Genomic DNA, 15,106 nt, shown 5'->3' with positions numbered 1-15,106 from the left:
CGGTGACGGCGTGGGGTCCGTGTCGGGTGGTGCGATGCGGGGAGGCCCGGTGGTGCGGCGGGCCTCCCGGGCGGGTGTCAGGCGGGGCGGATCTCGCCGGTGGGTTCGGTGCGTTCCAGGACGCCGCGCAGGGCGGAGGCCGCTTCCTTGGCCTCGGCCTCGGTCATGATCAGCGGCGGGGACAGCACCAGGCTGTGTGCGGAGTCGCGGACGATGACGCCGGTCTCGCGGCGGATGACGTCGTGCGGCATCCGGTCGGGCTTCAGGGGCAGGGGTGCGCGGGTGGTGCGGTCGGCGACGAGTTCGACGGCGAGCATCATGCCGACGGAGCGGATCTCGCCGACGATCGGCAGTTCGCCCAGCTGCGTCTCGAGTTCGGCGTGGAGGAAGGCGCCGAGGCTGGTGGCGCGGGCGAGCAGGCCCTCCTTGTCGATGATGTCCAGGTTGGCCAGGGCGACCGCGGTGGCGACCGGGTGACCGTTGTAGGTGTAGCCCATGGGGAAGCCGTGGTCGCGCAGCAGGACCTCGGCGACGTGGTCGCCGACCATGAGGGCGCCGAGCGGCACGTAGCCGGAGGTGATGCCCTTGGCGGTGACGATGATGTCGGGGGTGACGCCGAAGTACTGGGCGACGAACCACTCCCCCACGCGGCCGTAGGCGGTGACGACCTCGTCGAAGATCAGCAGGATGCCGTGCCGGTCGAGGACGTCGCGCACCCGGGGCCAGTAGTCGGCGGGCGGGACGAGCATGCCGCCGACGCCCATGATGGGCTCGCCGATCATCGCGGCGATGTTCTCCGGGCCGATCTCCGCGATGCGCTCCTCCAGCTCCCGGATGAGGAAGTCGGTGGGGTCCTCGCCGCCGTAGAGCTCGGTGCGGTACGGCCACGGCGGGGTGAGGTGGGAGACGTGCGGCATCATCGGGGCGAAGCCCTCGTGGTAGAGGGGGAAGCCGGTGGCCGAGCCGCCGCCGTAGCCGATGCCGTGGTAGGCCTTGCTGCGCGCCAGGATCCAGGTCCTGCTGCTCTCGCCGCGGCGGTGGTGGTAGTAGCGGGCCATCTTGATGGCCGCCTCGTTGCCCTCCGAACCGCCGGAGGTGAAGTACACGTGGTTCAGCGGGTCGGGGGCCAGGGAGGCCAGCCGGGCGGCCAGCGCGATCGCTCGGTCGTTGGAGAACTCCCAGAAGCTGGTGAAGTACTCCAGCTTCTTCATCTGCTCGTGGGCGACGTCGGCCAGGTCCGTGCGGCCGTGGCCGACCTGGGCGAGCCACAGGCCGCCGGTGGCGTCGAGGTAGCTGCGGCCCTCGGAATCGGTCAGGCGGCAGCCCGATCCCTCGGTCATCACGACGCGTTCGGTGGCGCTGCCGGGCAGGTAGGGGTGGATGACGTGCGCTCGGTCCAGACGGGTGAGGTCCGCGGCGTCGAGGGTCATGGGTGGTACGTCCTTTGCTCGTGACGGTGACGGTGACGGTGGCGGGTGCGGTGCCGGCCGGGTGATCGGCCGTCGGCCCGGTCAGTCGTAGGCGATCCAGGTGGTCTTCAGGCCGGTGTACTTGTCGAAGGAGTGCAGGGAGAGGTCGCGGCCGTGGCCGGACTGCTTGAAGCCGCCGAAGGGGGTGAAGGGGCTGAGCGCGTCGACGGTGTTGACGGAGACGGTGCCCGCCCGGAGGGCGTCGGCGACGCGGTGGGCACGGCTCAGGTCCCGCGTCCACACGGAGGCGGCCAGACCGTAGGCGGAGTCGTTCGCCAGGCGGACCGCCTCCGCCTCGTCGTGGAAGGGCAGCACCGTCAGTACGGGGCCGAACAGTTCTTCGCGTACGAGCGGGGCATCGGGGGCCAGGCCGGTGACGACGGTCGGGTCGAGGTAGGCGCCGTCGCGGTCGGGACGGGTGCCGCCGCACACGAGGGTGCCGCCCGAGGACCGCACCGCGTGCAGGACGCGTTCCACCTGCGCCTCGTCGACCAGCGGGCCGAGACGGGTGGCGGGGTCGAGCGGGTCGCCGGGCAGCCAGGTGCGGGCGTGCTCGGCGACCCTGGCCGTGAACTCCTCCGCGACGGACCCCTCGACCAGCAGGCGGGTGTTGGCGGAGCACACCTGCCCGGCGTTGTAGGCGAAGCCCCAGGCGGCACGTTCCGCGGCGGCCTCCAGGTCGGCGTCGGCGAAGACCAGGTTCGGGCTCTTGCCGCCGGCCTCGGGCCACACCTGCTTCATGTTCGACTCGGCCGAGTAGGCGAGGAAACGCCTGGCCACGGCGGTGGATCCGGTGAACACCAGGGTGTCGACGTCCGGGTGGAGCCCGAGTGTCCGGCCGGTCACCTCGCCGGGGCCGGGGACGACGTTCAGTACGCCGTCGGGAAGTCCTGCCTGCGCGGCGAGTTCGGCCAGCAGCAGCGCCGACAGCGGTGACTGCTCGGCCGGCTTGAGCACGACACTGTTGCCGGCCGCCAGGGCGGGCGCCAGTTTCCAGCTCGCGATGTCGAGCGGGAAGTTCCAGGGCACCACCGCGCCGACGACGCCCAGCGGAGCGCGGCGCACCAGGGCGAGATTGCCGGGCGGGGCCGGGGCGACCTCGTCGTAGAGCTTGTCGACGGCCTCGGCGTACCAGGCGAAGACACCCGCGGCGCCGGGCACGTCGGTGCCGTACGACTCGGCGACGGGCTTGCCCATGTCGAGGGTGTCGCACAGGGCGAGCTCCTCGCCGTGGGCCTCGACGAGACGGGCCAGCTCCAGCAGGACGCGTTTGCGTTCCGCGGGGGCGGTGCGCGACCACCGGCCGTCCTCGAAGGAGGCGCGGGCCGCGGACACGGCACGGTCGACGTCGGCGGCGGAGCCGACGGCCACCTCGGCGGTGGTCTTGCCGGTGGCGGGATTCACGGTGGGGAGCCACTGGTCGTCGGAAGGGTCGGTCCACGCCCCGTCGATGAAGAGGCGCGTGCGTGGCACGAGTTCGGCGGCACGCTGCCGCCAGTGCGAGTACGTCGTCATGCTGCGGCCTTCGATTGCGTTGTGGGAGCCGGGCGAATCGACGCCCGTCCGGGTCTCGGGTGACCGGGGGCCAGTCGATGGGTGCTGCCCGCAGAAGCCGGGCAGGACGGAGCGAGACAGCTCCACGAGAGAGGTATGCACGAGTTCTTTGAGCTGAGATTCAAACAATTGGTGAACCGGCCGTCAATGCTCCGGGCGTGAACTTCTTGCAGAAGATGGTCCGAGTAACAGAGAATTAACCGCCATGGGCAAAGTCGGTAGACCACGCAACCAGACGGCGCGCAGGGAGGCCCTCGTCTCCGCCGCAGGCCGGGCCATCGCGCAGCGCGGGCTGGAGGGCCTGCGCATCAAGGACATCGCGGATGCGGCCGGCGTCTCCCAGGGCTCGGTGCTGTACTACTACCCGGAGCTCGACGACCTCGTGCTGGAGGTGCACCGAGGAGCGGTGGAGAGCTTCCTGGCCTCCCGGCAGCAGGCGTACGACCGGGCGGCCGCGGGGGATCCCGCGGCCAGGCTGCGTGCGCTCCTCGACAGCGGTCTGCCCGGCACCACCGAGGACCCGGTCCACGGGCTGCTCTACGAGCTGCACCGGCGCGCCGGCCGCAGTCCCGGCCATGCCGAACTGATGACCTCCCTGTTCGCCCGGGAGGTGGCGCTCTACACGACCGCCCTGGAGGTCGGCGCCGCGACGGGTGTGTTCACCCTCGCCGCGTCCGCGCACGATCTGGCGCACGGGCTGGTGGCCCTGGAGGACGGCTACGGCCTGCACATCGTCAGCCACAACGCGGCTCTGCGCGTCGACAAGGCCCGCGAGCTGGTCCTGACGCATGCGCGGGCGGTGACGGGCTGCGCCCGTCTGTAGCGCTGGACGGCCACGACCGGGGTGCCGTGCCGGTGAGCGGCTGCCGGCTCAGACCTTGGCGGACCGGGCGGCGATCTCCCGCAGTACGTCCATCACCGCTCGGGCGCGGGCGGTCTGGGTCATGCCCGCCACGGAGACGATCTTGACTTCGAGCGGGGGGCTTCCGTCCCGCAGCGGGAGCTCCGCGACCTCGCCGCCGCCGTAGGTCTGGCTGGTCGCCGGCCGCTGGTTGAGCACGGAGTATCCGAGCCCTCGGGCCACCAGGGAGCGTACGGTCTCGTAGCTCCGGGTGCGGTAGCGGACATCGGGCGCGGTGCCGGTGGCGGCCACCAGCGAGTGGAAGTAGTCGCGGCTGTGGGGAAGGTCCAGCAGGACGAGCGGTTCCGTGGACAGCTCGGCGAGCTCCACACTGCCTTGACCGGCCAGCGGGTGATCGGCCGCGACGATGACGTAGGCCGGGGCGCGGGCGATCGTCTCGCTGTGCAGTTCCGGTTCGGCCGACAGGCCTAGGCCGTAGGTGAGGGCGAAGTCGATGCGTCCCGACACCAGGGCGTGGACGAGTTGGTCCGTCTCGGCCTCCATCACGTCGATCTCGACGCCGGGAAAGCGTCTGGTGCACTCGCTGAACAAGGGCGGCAGGTAGTACGGGGCCAGGGTCACGAAGCAGCCGACGGCCACCGGCCCGGAGAGCGTCTCACCGTCTCCCCGGGCCTCCCGTTCCACATCGCGGGCGCGGGCCAGCAGATCCCGCGCCTGCTGCCGGAGTCTCTCCCCCGCGGGTGTCAGGGTCAGCCCCCGGCCCCGTCGGCGGATGAACAACTGCACCCGCAGGTCCCGCTCCAGGTTGTAGATGGCCGCGGACACGGCGGACTGCGCGATGTGCAGCTCCAGCGACGCCTCCGTCATCGAGCCGCGTTCGGCGGCGACCAGGAAGTAACGGAGCTGAACGAGGGTGAAACCCACCGGTGACGTCATGCGAGACCCTTGTGCCAGGTGAACCGTGTCCGTGGCTGACCCTATGCGGCGGCCCCTACCCCCGTTCGGAGGGGGCGCCGGAGACGTCCTCGGGGCGCAACAGCGCGGAACCGGCGGTCTCCTTCAGAGACAGGGCGGCAATCAGGCCGCCCACGGCGAACACCATCAGGTACGGGCCGGGCACCAGCGTGCTTCCCGTCGCGGAGATGAGCACGGTCATCAGGTAGGGCACGGTGCCGGCGAACAGCGCCGCGGTGATGTTGTAGGCGACGGAGAGTCCGCTCTGACGCGTGCGGGTGGGGAAGATCTCCGCCGACCAGACCGCGTAGGTGCCGAGGATCGCCGCCAGGATCACGCCGAGCAGCAGACCGGCGATCCAGGTTCCGACGAGTCCGGTGCGCATCAGGAGGAAGGCCGGGGTGGAGACGACCAGCAGGGCCGCCGTCGCCCCGACGAACACCGGCTTCCGTCCCACACGGTCGGAGAGCGTGCCGAACAGCGGCACGAGCACCAGGCCCAGCAGGGAGATGACGGTGGACAGCAGGGCCGCGCTGCCGGCCGAGTGCCCCAGGTGGTCGGTCTCGTAGGTGACGAGGTAGGTCAGTACCGCGTAGAAGGGGACGTGCATGGCGGCCATCAGGCCCGCCGCCTGGAGCAGTTGCCGCCTGTGGGACCGGAGCAGCTCCCGGGCGGGGCTGCTCGGGACGGTGCCGCCTGCTTCGAGGGCCCGGTACTCCGGGGTGTCCTCGATCTTGTTGCGGATGACGAAGCCGATCACGCCCAGTGGCGCGGAGACGAGGAAGGGGATGCGCCAGCCCCAGGAAGTGAGCTGGTCGTCGTCGAGTCCGGCGGACAGCAGCAGGAAGACGAACGAGCCGGCGAGGAAGCCGAGCAGGGAGCCGACCTCGAGCCAGCTGACGCCGAATCCCCGGCGGCGCCGGGGCGCGCTCTCGGCGAGAAAGCTGGCCGCGCTGCCGAACTCGCCGCCGGCGGCGAAGCCCTGGATCAGGCGCAGGACCACCAGGAGTACCGGGGCGGCGATCCCGATCGAGGCGTAGCCGGGGAGCAGGCCGATCGTCAGGGTCGCACCGGACATCATGAAGATGACCAGGGACAGGGTGCGCTTGCGGCCGATCCGGTCGCCGAGGGGTCCGAACACCAGGGCGCCGATCGGGCGGATACCGAAGGACACGGCGAACACGCCGAACACGGCGAGCAGTCCGGTCGTGCTGTCCTCGGCCGGGAAGAACACGGTGGCGACGGTACCGGCGAGATAGGCATAGGCAGCCCAGTCGAACCAGTGCACGAACACGCCGACGGCTCCCGCGGCAACGCTCCTGCGCAGTGCGACGACGTCGGTGGCCACCTCGTCCCCGGCCCGGGTCGTCGTCGTGGCGCCACTGTTACTGGTAGGCATACGCGCCTCCTTGGGGGATGAGTGGAGTAGCCGGAGCGGTGCGGGTGCCGCCGGCGCCGTGCCCTCAGAGCGCGGGCAGGCCGGTCAGGGAAGCGGGGCTGGTGAACTCGCGGAGTTCCGCCTCGGTCAGCAGCTCGCGCTCTCGGATCAGGTCGAGCGCGGGCCTGCCGGTGTGGTGTGCCTCCAGCGCGATGGCGCAGGCGGTCTCGTAGCCGAGCGCGGGGCTGAGCGCGGTGACCAGTCCGGTGGAGGCGGCGACGGTCTCCGCGAGCCTGCGCCGGTCGGCGGTGACGCCCCGCACACAGTGCTGGGTGAGGACTCCGATCCCCGCGGTGAGATGGTCGAGGCCGGCGCTCAGGCTCCGGTAGATCACCGGCTCGAAGGCGTTCAGCTGGAGCTGGCCGCCCTCTGCGGCGAGGGTGACGGTCACATCGTTGCCGATGATCTCGAACGCGATCTGGTTGACCGCCTCGGGGATCACCGGGTTGACCTTGCCGGGCATGATGGACGATCCCGCCTGCCGTGCGGGAAGGGCGATGTCGCCGAGCCCGGCCTGAGGTCCCGAGGACAGCAGGCGCAGGTCGTTGCAGATCTTGGACAGTTTCACGGCGATGCGCTTGAGCACGCCGGACAGCTGGACGAAGACGCCGACGTCCTGAGTCGCCTCGATCAGGTCGGGCGAGGACTGAAGCGTCGATATCCCCGTCAGCCGGCGCAGGTGCTCCACCGCGCGCTCCCGGTAGCCCGGGCGGGAGTTGAGGCCGGTGCCGATCGCCGTGCCGCCGAGGTTGAGTTCGTGCAGCAGCAGCCTGGCCTCGGCGAGCCGCTGCTGGTCCTCGGCGATGGTGGCAGCGAACGCCCCGAACTCCTGGCCCAGCATCATGGGTACGGCGTCCTGCAGCTGGGTGCGGCCCATCTTCAGCACGTCGGCGAACTCCGCGGCCTTGGCCTCGAAGGCCTCCCGCAGTCCGGCCAGTGCGGCGAGCAGTTCGGCGATGTGCGCGTCCAACGCCAGCTTCACCGCGGTGGGGTAGACGTCGTTGGTGCTCTGCCCGAAGTTGACGTGGTCGAGGGGGTGCAGGACGGCGTACTCCCCGCGGGAGCACCCGAGGAGTTCCAGGGCTCGGTTCGCGATCACCTCGTTGGCGTTCATGTTGGTCGACGTGCCCGCGCCGCCCTGGATGAGGTCGACCACGAACTGGTCGTGCAGCACGCCGTCACGGATCTCGGCACAGGCGCCGGCGATCGTTGAGGCGAGTGTGCCGTCCAGGGCGCCGACCTCAGCGTTGGCGCAGGCCGCGGCCTGCTTCACCGCCGCCAGGGCGTCGATCAGGTGCGGCCTGGCGGCCAGGGTCTCACCGGTGAGGGGGAAGTTGGCCACCGCCCGGACGGTGTGCGCCCCGTAGTAGGCGTCCGCGGGCACGTCGACGTCGCCGAGCATGTCGTGCTCGGTCCGGTACCTGCTGTCCGCCGGGGCGGTGTGCTGGGGGCCTGGGGTCACAGGCATCGGTGTCCTCCGGGGCGTCGGGGGGCGAGGGGGCCGGCGGACGACGTGCCGAGACGGGTGGTGGCAGCGGCGGGCGCGCGGGTCCCCGATGTCGTGACCGTCGGACCTGTGGTCGCAGGACTGGTGCCGGTCGGAGGACTGGTGTCCGTGTACGCCGGGTCGAGGTCGCCGGCCGTCACCGGGTGCCGGCCGGGGCAGGGCCGCACAGAGTCGACGTCCGGCGGCGCGGTGGTGGTCACAGCGGCACTCGCCCCCGTCACGCCGCCGCTCCCCCGGCCGGCGCACCGCGGTCGACACCCGTCCAGGCCAGCGCGATCGCCCCGTCGAGCAGGGCCCGCTGTGCCGCGGCGCCCACGCAGTACGCGGCGAACTCGCGCTGGTGGTTGACGGCGGGCAGGGAACCTATGCCGATGTAGGGGTGGATGGCCGGTACCACCTGCGAGACGTTGCCCATGTCGGTGGAGGCGCGGTTCATCCGGGCGGCCTGCCCGGGCGGCGCGAACTCCCGCCCCAGGGCGAGGGCGTTCGCACGGTAGTGCCCGAGGGCGGTCTCGTCCGTGCGGAACTCCGCGTACGGCTCGCTCTCCGGCTCGATCACCAGGTCGCAGCCGGTCGCGAGGGCGCCCGCCTCGAAGGCCCGCATCACGCGCGGCTCCAGCTCGGCCAGTTCGGCGAGCGTCTCCGCACGGACGTACCAGCGTCCGGTCGACCGCTCCGGAATGGCGTTGGGAGCGTCCCCGGCGTGAGTCACCACCCCGTGCACCCGCGTTGAGGCCGGCAACTGCTGACGCAGCAGCCCGATCGCGACCTGGGCCACGGTGAAGGCGTCGGCCGCGTTGATCCCGGCCTCCGGGTAGGCCGCGGCGTGCGCGGACTTCCCGGTGTAGGAAATCTTGGAGTGGCTGACGGCGAACGGGCGGGCCTCGGCAACGTCGACCGGCGCCGGGTGCACCATCATCGCGAGATCCACCCCGGCGAAGGCGCCGCGGTCGAGCATCTCGATCTTGCCGCCACCGCCCTCCTCGGCCGGGGTGCCGTAGACCTCCACGGTGAGCCCGGCCTCGTCGGCGACGGCGGCCAGGCCGAGGGCGGCACCGACCGAGCTCGCCGCGATGAGGTTGTGCCCGCACGCGTGGCCGAGGCCGGGCAGTGCGTCGTACTCGGCGCACAACGCGATCCGGACGGGCCCGCTGCCGAACCGGGCGAGGAAGGCGGTGTCCAGGCCCAGGTAGGACGAGGTGACGTCGAATCCTGCGCGGTCCAGCAGTTCCGGTACGGCGGCGGCGGCCCGGTGTTCCTCCCAGGCGGTCTCCGGGTCGGCGTGCAGCCGCTCGGAGAGGCCGATCAGTTCCCCGGCACGACGGTCGACGGCCTGCCGGGCCGCCTCTTTCAGCGCGCCCATCACAGGTCTCCCGGGACGCCGTACGAGGGGGAGGTGGCGGGGTCGAGTCCGCGCCGCACGTAGTCGTCCCGTTGCGGCAGCCAGACGTCGAGGAGGTCGCCGAGCCGGTCCACGGGGTCCTCGGCCCAGTCCACCCGCAGGTCGGTCACCCGCCAGCCGACGTCCGCGACGACCGCCAGGCCCGCGGAGTACTCCGGCCCCTCCTCGCCGCCGGCCGCGACGGCGGCCTTCATGGCGGTGAGCAGACGCTCCTCCAGCTCGCCCGTTGCTGCGGCGTACGCGTCGAGGAGAACGCCGGGGATGTGCTCGCCGGACAGCATGTTGCCGGCCGCCACCGCGCCGTCCGCGGTGGCCGAGGCGTGCTTGCCCAACGTCCGCGAGCCGCTGTGGGCGAACCCGGGCCCGGAACGGCCCAGCACGGTCAGCTGGCGGTACGCGATGGTCTCGGCGTTCCGCGCCGCGCCGGTGACGTCGGCCAGGGCGCGTTCCGCGTCGCCGTGGTCCGCCAGCGCCTCCAACAGGCTCGTGCCGAGCGTGGGGTCGGTGATGTTCTGCGAGGTCGCCGCGCCGACCCCGGGCCGCAGATGGGAGACCCGGGCGGCGACCGCCGGACTCGACGAGCCGGCCGCGATGCCGAACCGTTCGCCGTCGCGGACCACCAGGGAGAACGTCATGCCCGGTCCTCCTCGGGGATCACGGCGACGGCGTCGATCTCGCACAGCCATTCCGGTCGGGCCAGAGCCGACACCACCAGGCCGGTGGAGATCGGGTGGACGCCCTTGGTCCAGCGGCCCACGGTGCGGTACACCGCCTCCCGGTAACGCGGGTCGATCAGATAGATGGTCAGCTTGACCAGGTGTTCCATCCGGCTGCCGGCCTCTTCGAGCAGCATCTTGATGTTCGCCATGGCCTGCTCGGCCTGCGCCTCGGCGTCGCCGATGCCCACGGACTCGCTGGTGTCGAGGTCCTGGCCGATCTGGCCCCGGACGTACACCGTGTCGCCGGCGACGACGGCCTGGCAGAGGTCGTTGTCGAGGTTCTGCTCGGGATAGGTGTCGCGCGTGTTGAACGGCCGGATACGGGTGTGCCCGCCGGCGACGATCGGGGCCTTGGCCTGACGGCCCTCGCTCGTGGGGGTCATCGTCTTGTCCTCAGTTCTTGCGGGTCGCCGGCGCGGCGCCGGTGTGGTCGGTGGTGCCGTACGCGAGGTAGTTCCGCCGGGTCGCGATGTGGTCGGCGACGTACCGGGCGTCGTGCCAGACACCCCAGATGAAGCTCGACCCGCGGCGGGACAGCCAGGGCAGGCCGAGGAAGTAGACGCCGGGCTCGCAGGACACTCCTCGACGCTGGTTCGGCCGGCCCTTCTCGTCGAACGCGTCGACCTCGAGCCAGCTGTAGTCGGTGGCGAAGCCGGTCGCCCAGACGATCGACGTGACGCCGGCCTCTGCCAGGTCGAGCTCCAGCAGGGGGTCGGTCACGCATTCCGGGTCCGGCCCGATGACGTGGGCTTCCGGCTCCTCGGGGAGGTCGAGCCCGTTGCGCTCGACGTATTCGTCGGCCGCCCGGAGGAGCGCGAGGTACTTGGTGTCACCGAGCGCGATGTTCGTCGCGAGATCCGGCGCGAAGCGCAGGACGCCGTCGTCGTAGGACGCGGTCATGCCGACGAGCTCGATGCCGGTGCCGGCCAGGGCACGGAAGTCCACGGTGTGGCCGCCGCGTGCGCCGCTGACCGCGATGGTGACGTGTTCGGCGCCCTGGGGAGGCGTCTCCGCGTCCCAGAGCCCGAGCACACCGAGCCACCAGCAGAAGTCACGTCCGCGGTACTCGCGCGGAGGACGGTCGTGCGGGCCGACGGAGAGGAAGACCCGACGACCCGACCGGCGCAGCTCGTCTGCGATCTGGACCCCCGAGGAGCCCGCCCCGACCACGAGGACCGCGCCCTCGGGCAGTTGCTCCGGCTTGCGGTACCCGCTTGAGTGAATCTGCACGGGAACGGCACCGTCCGGGACGACGGGCGGGATCACGGGCCGCTGGAACGGCCCGGTCGCGGCCACGACGAAGCGGGCGTCGACGGGGCCGTCCGACGTCTCGACCCTGAAGCCCGGCCGGCCGGCGCGCTTACGTACCGAGGTCACCTCGACACCGCACCGGACCGGGGCACCGATCTTCTCGGCGTACGTGACGAAGTAGTCCGCGACCTGCTCCTTCGAGGCGAAGTCGTCGGGAGCGACGTCGGAGAACTCCAGCCCCGGGAACCGGTCGTGCCAGGCGGGCCCGTTCGCGACCAGGGAATCCCACCGCTCCGAGCGCCACCGCTCAGCGATACGGTGCCGCTCCAGAACGATGTGCGGTACGCCGTGGGCTCCCAGGTGTTCGCTCACCGCCAGGCCCGCCTGGCCCGCCCCGACGACGACGACTTCAGTTTCTTCACTCGGCACTTCAGCCTCCACTCAGGCGGTAGTCCATCCCGGTGTCGCGTTGACTGTGCTACCGCACGAGACATCCTTGAGCGCGCCTCGAACTCTGTCCAACAGATGTATCCGTTCTAGGCAATCTGATTTATTGATGCAGACGCACTCCGTCAGCGAGGGGTGCGCGATGGCGTCGGTGCCGGGAATGCTGGAGGAGCGGGAGACAGCGGCCCGTGTGCGGGTGGAAGGGCTACGGGAGGAAGTCGCCCGGTTGGCTGAGGTGTTGGAGGCCGCCGGGATCGAGCTGGACCGGCGGGTGATCGCGCGGGGAGAGCTGGTCGAGGTTCGGGCAGCCTCGGCCGCCGAGACCACCGCCGCGACCGAGGCCGAGGAGAAAGCGGTGCTGTCGCTCGCGCCGGTGCCGGGCTCGACGGTGCCGACCTGGCGGGAAGGGCTGCCGGTGACGGTTCTGGCGCCGGACTACCAGCCATTCTGGGCGTGCGGGAACGGCAGCGATCCACGGGTCACGGACCGCTTCGGGCCAAGGAGAACGCGGTGGAGCCGGGCCTTGACGCGACGCCGGCGAAGGTCGAGGTGCTGCGGTCGAAAGCCCGGCGCCTGGCGGAGCGTGGATGGCTCCTCCTGGAGGCGCCGGGGGCGTTCAGTGCCGTCCCGCCGACCGTGGCCGTCCCAGACGCCGGCTCATCCGCGTGACCCTCGACCACCGGATCATCGACTCGCTGGTGGCGGGCAGGGTCTCGTAGTCCCGGGCCAGACGGCGGGAGTTCATCAACCACGCGAACGTGCGCTCTGCCACCCACCGCCTCGGCAGCACCACGATCCCTGCCATGTCATCGGTGCGCTTGACGATCTCCGAGGTCAGGGCGGGTTTGTCCCGGCACCAGCCGACGAGGGGGCCGGTGTGGCCGCCGTCGGCCCACACGAGGGTGATGCAGACGGCGCAGCCGCATCAGCAGGCCCGCCGCGGCGTCCCGGTCGCCGATGTTCGCAGCCATGACCGCGACGGCCAGGAGTAGGCCGAGGGCATCGCCCGCCACGAGATCCCGCCCGCGACCGCGTTGCCGTACACGTGCGCGAGGCAATCGCACGACACGGCGGGCGAATTGGAGTCACCATGCTCGGGAACGTACAAGAAAGACAACAGGGCCTCCGGGAACCACTCGGAATGGGATCGCACCCCCGAGCTACCTAGAGGCCCTGCTTTCACGCGCGGAAACCGCCGCAGTCACCCGATCGAGACTCCCGTTCGATCGACCGCCTTCGAAAACGGTACGGGCAACAACCACTTACGTGCCGGGACGCTCCGGCAGGGCGAGCCAGTCCGCCCAGGAGATCTCGCGGCCGAGGAAGCGCGGCTGCTCGAACGGCCAGTCGGCGGCGATCCACTGCGGCACCAGCGCGTCGAGGGCCTGCTCGACCTTGCTGCCCACCAGCTCGTCCACCACCCACCAGGAGATCTCGCCGTCCGCGCCGGCCCTCTCCGGTGGGTCGATGTAGACACAGCCGAGCAGAGCTGTCTCCGCGGCGTCGAACAGCGCGTAGTTGAAGGACTGGTGTGCGGCGATCTCCTTCTCGTGCCGCAACAGGTCGGCCTGGTCGGCCTCGTAGGTCATGGTGGCCGCGGGCCAGCCCCAGGCCGGGCCGAAGATGGTCCACAGCCGCTCGCGCGAACCCATCACAGCCGGATAGTCGAGCGGGGTGTCCGCCTCCCGGATCGGCCGCAGGTGATGGCCACCGCCCGGCAGCGGTACCAGGACGGGGTGGACGAAGTCATCGGGAAGCCAGCTCATGGAGCCCGACCGTAGCAGCGCGCGGCCGTCCGCTCCCCTCAATTTCTCCCGTCTACCGCCAGGCCCTGCTCTACGCCGCCCGGGCCCTGGCCGATGACCTCCGCGCACAGATCGGTGACCTGCAGGCCCGGTTGCGGGAGACCGAGACGCACCTGGACCACCTCGCGATCACCCGCAAGACCGTCACCGGCCTCGCGACCGGCTCCCGGCCGTCGCGCCGGAGCTGCCCGAGCACCCGGACTACCCCCGCATCCTCGCCGTCTTCGACCACGCGACCGGGCCGCTACGGGCCAAGGACGTCTGCGACCCTCGGCCACGAACTGCTGCCGAAGAACATCGAACGTACCCGCGCCGAGCTGAAACGCCTGGTTGAACTCGGGACCCTCACCGAGGCCGACACCGGCAACTTCGCCAGAAACAATAGCCGACAGAACCTCCACCACCTTACGAACCGCCACTAAGAGGGCGATTCGCCCCGGCCGGGCGTCTCAAGACGGTTGAAGCCAGCGAGGCGGGGCGAGATGGCGAAGGAGAAGGATTCGCCGTCGGGGGTCTTGATGGCCGCCACGATGTCGTGGTCCGGTGCACCGAAAATCTCGAAGTGCTGCACGGTGCAGTGCTCCATCACCTCACGGATGTACGGATCCGACAGCCGCCAGTGGGCGCGGATGGCATCGGAGTCCCGGTAGAGCTGGAAGCTGTGCGCCAACATCCGCTCCTCGTCGATGAAGACGTCCACCATAAGCTGGGGGCCGTGCTCTTGAGCGAATGCCACCGCCTGCGCGATGGCGCGCCGGAAGCCGTCGAGGTGGCCGTCGCTGATGCGCATGGTGTTGCGGAAGAGGATGGTGCTGCTGTTTGTGGTCTTCATGCGCCGAGTGTTGTACCTAAACCAAGGTTGAGGTCAAGGGTGCAGCTCAGCCGGGGCCATCGGCGACGATGCCGAGGTTGTTGATGAAGTCCTGGCGGACCGCTTCGCGCTCTTCTCCGGCGCGGAGGACCGAACAGCACCTCTCACTCAAGTCCAACGATGAACCGGACATCAACTCGCAACGGCCCTCTCAAAGCCGGGCGTGGGCGACGTCTGCGGCATCGCATGCCTTCCTGATCTGCGCCACCATCCGGGCCGGAATCCGGATGATCCGGTGGCGTCCTTGACCGTGCCGATCAGCGGGGTGACCGCGAGCCCGGCGGTGTTGGCGAAGGCGTTGAAGAAGGCGACGCCCGCTGCCGCCGCGACCCCGATCATGAACGCCGTCGCGCTCCCCTCCCCCACATCGCCAGGACCGCGGACCACGCGACGCCGGTGGACAGCGCCAGCAGCAGGAATCCATCAGCGATGGTGGGAAGGCCGCGGCAGGCCCGGTCGACGCCGGACTCGGCGAAGGCCCGGCAGTCGTTACGGCTACCAGGCAGCGGCTCACCGATGGCCTCCACCAGCCGACTGTTGGCGTCGATGACCACCTGCAGGTTCGTCGAGTACCAGTAGTTCTTGCTCGAGGCAGCCACGTTGCGATCCCAGGTGGGCACCAGCGTGCCGTCGACGATGTACACGGTGTCTTCGCGTTTGCGTCACCGTCCTCGGGCCGCCCAAACGCGGTATGTCAGCCAGGTCGGCGATCCGGTGCTCGACAAACCGCTTCCACCACCGGCCCACCGCATGCGGCGTCGAACCCACCTGTCCGGCCACGTCCTTGTGGGAGGCTCCGCCGACGCAGGCCAGGATGATCCGGCACC

General features: G+C 70.8%; 14 protein-coding genes and 1 pseudogene. 1 reads left to right on the top strand and 14 read right to left on the bottom strand.

Annotated elements, in window-relative coordinates:
* Nucleotides 1-77: 77 nt before the first annotated feature.
* Nucleotides 78-1,430 carry an aspartate aminotransferase family protein gene (locus ACIGO6_RS33455; protein WP_399882927.1) on the bottom strand — a complete coding sequence of 451 codons (1,353 nt, stop codon included), beginning with the start codon at nucleotides 1,428-1,430 and terminating at the stop codon, nucleotides 78-80.
* A gap of 81 nt (nucleotides 1,431-1,511) precedes the next feature.
* The gene (locus tag ACIGO6_RS33450; RefSeq protein ID WP_399882925.1) at nucleotides 1,512-2,984 is read right to left on the bottom strand and encodes an aldehyde dehydrogenase; all 1,473 of its coding nucleotides are present in this window, start codon (nucleotides 2,982-2,984) and stop codon (nucleotides 1,512-1,514) included.
* 244 nt (nucleotides 2,985-3,228) lie between these two features.
* On the opposite strand from ACIGO6_RS33450, the gene ACIGO6_RS33445 reads away from it, so the two are divergent.
* Nucleotides 3,229-3,846 (top strand): TetR/AcrR family transcriptional regulator, encoded by a 618-nt coding sequence (locus ACIGO6_RS33445; protein ID WP_399882923.1) that lies wholly within the window; start codon nucleotides 3,229-3,231, stop codon nucleotides 3,844-3,846.
* 48 nt (nucleotides 3,847-3,894) lie between these two features.
* Here ACIGO6_RS33445 and ACIGO6_RS33440 read toward each other — a convergent pair whose 3' ends face one another.
* The 12 genes and pseudogenes from ACIGO6_RS33440 to ACIGO6_RS33385 form a co-directional block, all read right to left on the bottom strand.
* Entirely contained in the window at nucleotides 3,895-4,821 is a 927-nt protein-coding gene (locus tag ACIGO6_RS33440; RefSeq protein ID WP_399882921.1) for a LysR family transcriptional regulator, read from the bottom strand.
* Between the two features lie 55 nt (nucleotides 4,822-4,876).
* Entirely contained in the window at nucleotides 4,877-6,238 is a 1,362-nt protein-coding gene (locus ACIGO6_RS33435) for an MFS transporter (protein WP_399882919.1), read from the bottom strand.
* A 64-nt stretch (nucleotides 6,239-6,302) separates the two neighbouring features.
* Complete coding sequence (locus tag ACIGO6_RS33430; protein WP_399882917.1) at nucleotides 6,303-7,745, bottom strand: aspartate ammonia-lyase; 1,443 nt, start codon at nucleotides 7,743-7,745, stop codon at nucleotides 6,303-6,305.
* Between the two features lie 256 nt (nucleotides 7,746-8,001).
* Nucleotides 8,002-9,147, bottom strand: coding sequence for a M20 family metallopeptidase (locus ACIGO6_RS33425; RefSeq protein WP_399882916.1), 1,146 nt, complete (start codon nucleotides 9,145-9,147; stop codon nucleotides 8,002-8,004).
* Nucleotides 9,147-9,821, bottom strand: coding sequence for a DUF1028 domain-containing protein (locus tag ACIGO6_RS33420; protein WP_399882914.1), 675 nt, complete (start codon nucleotides 9,819-9,821; stop codon nucleotides 9,147-9,149). Before ACIGO6_RS33420 ends, ACIGO6_RS33425 begins: the two co-directional genes overlap by 1 nt.
* Complete coding sequence (locus tag ACIGO6_RS33415) at nucleotides 9,818-10,288, bottom strand: RidA family protein (RefSeq protein WP_399882912.1); 471 nt, start codon at nucleotides 10,286-10,288, stop codon at nucleotides 9,818-9,820. The genes ACIGO6_RS33420 and ACIGO6_RS33415 overlap by 4 nt, the downstream gene beginning before the upstream one ends.
* 10 nt (nucleotides 10,289-10,298) lie before the next feature.
* Nucleotides 10,299-11,585, bottom strand: a complete 1,287-nt coding sequence (locus ACIGO6_RS33410; RefSeq protein WP_399882910.1) for a flavin-containing monooxygenase — start codon at nucleotides 11,583-11,585, stop codon at nucleotides 10,299-10,301.
* A gap of 634 nt (nucleotides 11,586-12,219) precedes the next feature.
* The gene (locus tag ACIGO6_RS33405) at nucleotides 12,220-12,501 is read right to left on the bottom strand and encodes a transposase (protein ID WP_399882908.1); all 282 of its coding nucleotides are present in this window, start codon (nucleotides 12,499-12,501) and stop codon (nucleotides 12,220-12,222) included.
* A gap of 364 nt (nucleotides 12,502-12,865) precedes the next feature.
* Nucleotides 12,866-13,369 carry an N-acetyltransferase gene (locus ACIGO6_RS33400; protein ID WP_399882906.1) on the bottom strand — a complete coding sequence of 168 codons (504 nt, stop codon included), beginning with the start codon at nucleotides 13,367-13,369 and terminating at the stop codon, nucleotides 12,866-12,868.
* 457 nt (nucleotides 13,370-13,826) lie between these two features.
* Entirely contained in the window at nucleotides 13,827-14,240 is a 414-nt protein-coding gene (locus ACIGO6_RS33395) for a hypothetical protein (protein ID WP_399882904.1), read from the bottom strand.
* Between the two features lie 171 nt (nucleotides 14,241-14,411).
* Nucleotides 14,412-14,618, bottom strand: a complete 207-nt coding sequence (locus ACIGO6_RS33390; RefSeq protein ID WP_399882902.1) for a hypothetical protein — start codon at nucleotides 14,616-14,618, stop codon at nucleotides 14,412-14,414.
* Nucleotides 14,619-14,698: 80 nt separating this feature from the next.
* A pseudogene (locus ACIGO6_RS33385) lies at nucleotides 14,699-14,941 on the bottom strand (transposase); the annotation flags it as partial.
* Between the last annotated feature and the right edge of the window lie 165 nt (nucleotides 14,942-15,106).

This window comes from Streptomyces sp. NPDC053750 (assembly GCF_044544295.1).
Lineage (GTDB): Bacteria > Actinomycetota > Actinomycetes > Streptomycetales > Streptomycetaceae > Streptomyces.
Note: the sequence above shows the minus strand (reverse complement) of the source record. Positions and strands in the feature narration are given on the sequence as shown.